Source organism: Bradyrhizobium sp. 31Argb (genome assembly GCF_043638955.1).
In the GTDB taxonomy this organism is placed as follows: domain Bacteria; phylum Pseudomonadota; class Alphaproteobacteria; order Rhizobiales; family Xanthobacteraceae; genus Bradyrhizobium.
Map to the genome: position 1 here is coordinate 1 of NZ_JBEGDB010000571.1, position 1,699 is coordinate 1,699.

Genomic DNA, 1,699 nt, shown 5'->3' on the forward strand with positions numbered 1-1,699 from the left:
GTCTTGGCCGGTGGCCACCGGCCAAGACGCTAAATCGCTTCCATCGCACAAATCATGCCCGTGCAGATACAAGGGGTCGTCGCCGCGGGCACGGTGCGCGTGGAGAGAGACCCCTCACCCAAGCGCGTTCGTGCCGACGCCGGAGTAGCCCTCTCCCACAAGGGGGCGAGGGCGCATCAAGCAGCACCTCGCAGGTTTATCGGTCGACGTTGAGTACTTCACCGGTGCGGGCGTCGACATCAACTTCCATGTATCGGCCTTCGATATCCCGCCCCTCGATTTGCCATTCATAGCCGGCAAATTCAGTGTGAGACACCGCTACGAGACCGAGATCGGTCGCGATCGCCAGTGCTCTCTGCATCGATATGAGATCGCCAGAATCATAAGCCTTGGCCTGTGTCGCAATCCCAAGGGTCATAACCGCAACCATCGGGAGGATGAATTTTCGCATGGGCCACTCCTGGTGAAGGTTCGTTACGGCAGGCACCAACAGCCCTCGAGGCGTATTGGTTCCCATTTCACAGCGAAACTGGGTGATCAGCAGCGGTTGCGACCGCTTGTTGGCTGCCAATTGGCGACAATGGGACGGTTTCCTCGCGGCGCGGGTTGCTTCGATCACGGATTCGTTTGCTTTAAGGACAAAGCTTGTCGATTTGCCAAATCCGCCCGACCGCGCCAAATTGTTGCCGGAAGAAAGGCGTGCCATGCGTATTGCTGGTTGGGTTTTGCTGCTCGCAGGATTCGTCCTGTGCCTCACGGTGGCCTGGGCCGCTCTCGGCTTTCTGTTGATGGGCATTGGCCTCGTGTCGCTGCAGGTCGCCGAGCGGAAGCGGCGAAAGGCGGAGAAGGCGGCGGCCGTCGCCGCCCTCGATGCGCGTCCAGAGCCGGCTGCAGCACTTGTCGAGGCGCCTCCGGCCCACGCGGAAAATGTTCCGATCACTGCGGAACCTCCACCCTTGCCGGCACCGCAAACGACCTCGAGCGCCGACGCCTCCGCTTACGACAAGGAAGTGTGGCGCCGCCTGGTCGAGAGCGATCCCGATCTGGCGCGACTGGCCGCGGTGCTGTCCGACTACGGCCAGCACCATGTCGATGAATTCGCCAATAGCTATCTCGCCCAGCCCGACAAGGGCCGCCTCGGCGCGATCGTCAACGAAATCATCGCGAAAGCCGCACGAAAGGAATCCGCGCCGGCGGCACAGCCCGAAGTGCATGAGCCATCGGTCGATGCAAATCAGGAGCCGAAGTCACCGCCCGCGCGGATCGAGCCGGGCCGCAGCCTACCGAAAATCCACGCGCCGAAGGTGGCGGTGGTGCCGCCCGCGGCGAACGATGTCCGCAGCACCAGGGCAGCCGCCATCGCCCCGCGCATCCAGAGCGCCCCCGAGATTCGTATCGAGCCAAATCCGGAACATCGAAACGACAGGATCACATCGGCAGACGATGACCTCAGCGAGCTGATCAGGACGTTCGCAAACGATGCGAGCTCCCTCAGGAGATGAGACCTTTCCTTAGAAAATAGACCCTGCCCAGCCTACGACTGTCGTCCCCGCGAAGGCGCGCGAAAGCGGGGACCCATAACCACAGGGAAGTGTTGCGGCGCGAGCAAGCGGTTGCAGCGAAGCACACACCGAAGCCTGTGGTTGATGGGGTGGACGGCCCCCTACGGCATCAGTTGTGCCAGAATGAGGTTGTCGAA

The 1,699-nt window shown here is 62.0% G+C and carries 2 protein-coding genes; one reads left to right on the top strand and one right to left on the bottom strand.

Annotated features, from left to right (window positions below; all coding sequences use genetic code 11):
* Positions 1 to 196: 196 nt before the first annotated feature.
* The gene (locus AAFX91_RS41485; RefSeq protein ID WP_282531461.1) at positions 197 to 451 is read right to left on the bottom strand and encodes a PepSY domain-containing protein; all 255 of its coding nucleotides are present in this window, start codon (positions 449 to 451) and stop codon (positions 197 to 199) included.
* Positions 452 to 704: 253 nt separating this feature from the next.
* Between AAFX91_RS41485 and AAFX91_RS41490 the strand changes: the two genes are divergently transcribed.
* Positions 705 to 1,502, top strand: a complete 798-nt coding sequence (locus AAFX91_RS41490; protein ID WP_394570325.1) for a hypothetical protein — start codon at positions 705 to 707, stop codon at positions 1,500 to 1,502.
* Positions 1,503 to 1,699 lie beyond the last annotated feature (197 nt).

Excerpts from the sequence above, each read along its gene's own strand:
- AAFX91_RS41485 (WP_282531461.1), bottom strand. The coding sequence starts at position 451 with ATGCGAAAATTCATCCTCCCGATGGTTGCGGTTATGACCCTTGGGATT.
- AAFX91_RS41490 (WP_394570325.1), top strand. The coding sequence starts at position 705 with ATGCGTATTGCTGGTTGGGTTTTGCTGCTCGCAGGATTCGTCCTGTGC.